The sequence below is a fragment of the Geobacillus sp. PK12 genome (assembly GCF_004123125.1).
Lineage (GTDB): Bacteria > Bacillota > Bacilli > Bacillales > Anoxybacillaceae > Geobacillus > Geobacillus zalihae.
In genome coordinates this window covers 1-3,785 of sequence record NZ_SDKL01000080.1, presented here as the reverse complement: position 1 = coordinate 3,785, position 3,785 = coordinate 1, and the positions used below count along the sequence as shown (strand labels likewise).

Sequence of the window (3,785 nt, the reverse complement as noted above, 5' to 3'; positions counted from 1 at the left end):
TTTTCTATACCCTTTGGATTTTATTGGATAATCAACACGCCTGGATATCTAACATAAGCATAAGGAGGAAGAAAAATGGATATCGAGGATTTAAAGGTGTTTCAGGTTGTAGCAAAACACGGAAATATTTCAAAAGCAGCAGAAGAGCTAAACTTTGTTCAATCCAGTGTTACTTCCAAAATCCAAAAGTTGGAGGCACACTTTCAAACACCATTATTCCATCGACATCGTTATGGTGTTTCATTAACATCATCGGGCAAAATACTCCTAACGTATGCCGATAAAATCATTCATTTATTTACGGAAGCAGAAAAGGAGATTATCTACTCCGACATTCCCAAGGGTCCTTTATCCATAGGTTCTATGGAAACAACAGCTGCAGTAAGATTGCCTTCACCTTTATATTCCTTTATCCTTAATTACCCCGAAGTAGAATTATCATTAAAGACGGGACCGACAGATGAACTAATAAAATCTGTTCTTGCCTATGAAATAGATGGTGCATTTGTAGCAGGACCAGTTAATAATCAAGATCTTTCACAACAAGCAATCTTTGAAGAAGAGTTAGTGCTTGTTGCACAGAAGAAAGGGTCATCTGTAAATGATATACCAGATCTAAACAAAAGTAATTTATTGGTATTTAGACAGGGGTGTTCATATCGCAAAAGGCTGGAAGAGTGGCTTAATGCAGAAAAGATCATACCCAACAAGATAATGGAGTTTGGTTCATTGGAGACAATTTTAGGATGTGTCAATGCGGGATTAGGCATTACCCTTTTACCGAAAACTGTAATAGATCGTTTTCAATATCACTATTCATTGTCTTGTTATGAGATACCTAAAGAATTTGCGGAAGTAACTACTTTTTTTATTCAACGTAAAAACGTAGTTACTACGTTAGCTATGCAAAAGTTTCTCGAAACAGTAAGGGATTCTTGAAAGAACCATTATTAAATTTAACAATACAGAACTATTGTGAGTTTTTATTTGAGCCTATACGCGGACCAATCATTAAATAACACAATATGCCATAGAAGTGATTATCTAAAATCCAACAGTCGAGAGTTTACTACTGGTAAATGCGGAATAGGGCATGAATGGCTAACGGGGTTCTTTGTGTTTAATAAGTTATTTAAAACATAACGATAGTCGGATAATTAAGTGCTTAATAATATCTGTAGGAAACTTCGATGATGTATAAAATTTTGTGTAAAGCATTTTGCTAGACCAAAAGAAAAAAGGTAGGGTATTCTCTGATTTGAACAAACCATAACACATTCCAGAGAAAGGAGTACCCTACCTATGTCTAAAAGTATACCGAATGTAGACTGGGCTCATCAACTGGAAAGTGTGATTCGTCAGTTTGTAAAGGAAAAATTAGAACTGATCATGCGGGAAGAAATGAAAAATTTCCTCGAAATTGAACAGGCCGGAACGTCGAATATGAGAAACGGCTACTATCAACGAAATCTAGATACGCAATATGGCCGGATTGAAGGCCTTTTGGTCCCAAGAGATCGAAATGGGGAATTTCAAACGCAGCTGTTTGCCCCTTACCAACGTCATACTGGTTGGCTCGAGGAAGCCGTCATCAAAATGTATCAAAGTGGCATGAGTACGCGGGAAATTGGCAAGTTTATCGAACGAATTTTAGGAAATGCCTATTCTCCCGCAACAATCAGTCGTATTACCGATGTCGTGAAGGAAGACATCGAGAAATGGCACACTCGCCCTCTACCCAAGCGTTATTCGGTCTTATATTTGGATGGCTTATACGCAAAACTTCGTCGCGAAACCGTGGAGAAAGAAGTCATTTATGTGGTGTTAGGGGTGAATGAAGAAGGGTATCGCGAAATTCTTGATTTCTTTGTGGGAGGACAAGAAAGTGCCTATGGATAGCAGGAAATTCTTCAAAACCTCTACAAAAGAGGCGTCAAGGAAGTGCTTCTGGGCGTATTTGATGGACTACCGGGTCTAGAGGAAGCCTTTAAGGCGGTTTATCCGAAAGCCGATGTGCAGCGTTGTGTCGTTCACAAAGTACATAATACCTTACATCGTGTTCGGAAAAAAGATCAATTTGAAGTGGCAGAGGATCTCAAACTGATTTATCGCGCACCGAATAAGGAGATAGCGTTACAGATGTTTCAACAGTTTGAGTCGAAATGGTCCAGCAAGTATCCGAGAGAAGTCCAGTCTTGGGCGAATGAGTTGGATGTCCTTCTTACATTTATGGATTATCCAAGCAGTATTCGAAGTGTGATTTACACGACGAATGCCATCGAACGAACGATCAAGGAGATTCGGAAACGCCTAAAGCCGATGAACAGTTTGAGCAGTTTAGAAGCCGCGGAAAAAGTCGTGTATTTGACCATTCAAGATTTTAATGAGAAATGGGCAGGACGAAACTTACGAGGATTTGCCGAAGCGCATGAAGCCCTTCAACGAATGTTTGAAGAACGTTATTGTTAACCAAATATTGTAAATAAACAAAATAAGGGGATTCTCCCTTTCCACACAGGAGACTGAATATTCAGTCTCCTGTTTGAAGGAAACAGCCTCCCCTCTATTCTAAATCCATTTCAGAGATACCCTATCTATCTTACATTACACAAAATTCTTGACGGTACCGAAACTTCTCTATACTTTTTATATAAAAAGGATACTTAGTATAATATTGTAAAAAGTGTTGCCTAATATAAATTACTTTTTAAGCCGTTGGGTATTAATCGACAAAAAATGATAAGTAAAGTGTATAAATTCGGTAAAAAAGATGCATTTACGCATATTTAGGTGGAATATTAGTGGTGATGATTTATGGTACCGTATGGTGAGAATTGGTTTAGATGTGTTTATTAGCCAATGTAAGAAATGTAGGAAGGGGTATACCATTGAACAAATCTTTTTATCTCTTATGGATTAGTAATTCGTTGGGAAGGTTAGCTAGTTCCCTATATATGATGACTTTAACTATTGTCATTTATCATATAACAAAATCGGGTACTTTTGCATCTTTAGTGACCCTTACCCACGTTATAGCAAAATTTCTAAGTAGCTTTTTTATGCCTGTGATAACAGATCGCTATCCTTTAAAGGCTATTTTAAGAGTTTCTTTATTTGGACAGTCGTGCTTGCTTTTTATGATTATTCATTTGTTTTATTTTAATGATATTCATTATTTCCTTCTTAGTATTATTTTGTATTCTGCTATATTTTCTATTGGTTTCTTAGATGGATGGACAAATCCCGCTAGGAACTCTTTAACACCCAAAATTGTCCAAAAAGAAAAGTTGGCTAGAGCAAATAGTTTAATGAGTACAACGGATCAGTCTCTTGCTCTTTTGGGGTGGTCTTTAGGGGGAGTAGCAGTCGTTCACCTTGGAAGTGTTAAAGTTTTGTTTTTTACATTAACTTTGTATATCTTGTCTGCTTTATCAACCACCCTTATAAGTGAAAAATTTCATGGGAAGAGTAAGTCAAAACCTAATTGGGATTTGATCAAAGTAGGCTGGCTTATTTTGTATAAGAATGTAAACCTTAGAATTATAACGTTAATGGATATTATTGAGGGAATTGCTGGGGGAATTTGGATTGGAGGTATAACGTTAGTATTTGTAAAAGAAGTATTAGTGTAAATTAGCACATTATTTCAGCATCCCTTTTTCAAATTATTTCAGATGGATTCTGAAATAATGTGCAAAATTTTTGCGGATTATTGCGGATTTTGCACATTCTTTCGGAACATTTGCACGCTCTTTCAGATGAAGATTTCCAGCGCGCCTGATGGA

At 37.0% G+C, this 3,785-nt stretch carries 2 protein-coding genes and 1 pseudogene; all 3 read left to right on the top strand.

Annotated features, from left to right (window positions below; translation table 11 throughout):
* The first annotated feature begins 75 nt into the window (after nt 1–75).
* A complete protein-coding gene (locus tag ETR37_RS17610; RefSeq protein ID WP_129447596.1) occupies nt 76–939 on the top strand; it encodes a LysR family transcriptional regulator in 864 nt (287 codons plus the stop codon).
* A gap of 363 nt (nt 940–1,302) precedes the next feature.
* Nucleotides 1,303–2,469, top strand: a pseudogene (locus ETR37_RS17605) (IS256 family transposase).
* A gap of 419 nt (nt 2,470–2,888) precedes the next feature.
* Nucleotides 2,889–3,632 carry an MFS transporter gene (locus ETR37_RS17600; RefSeq protein WP_164978020.1) on the top strand — a complete coding sequence of 248 codons (744 nt, stop codon included), beginning with the start codon at nt 2,889–2,891 and terminating at the stop codon, nt 3,630–3,632.
* Nucleotides 3,633–3,785 lie beyond the last annotated feature (153 nt).

Bases quoted from the DNA above. Each gene is read 5' to 3' on its own strand.
- ETR37_RS17610 (WP_129447596.1), top strand. From the start codon at position 76: ATGGATATCGAGGATTTAAAGGTGTTTCAGGTTGTAGCAAAACACGGA.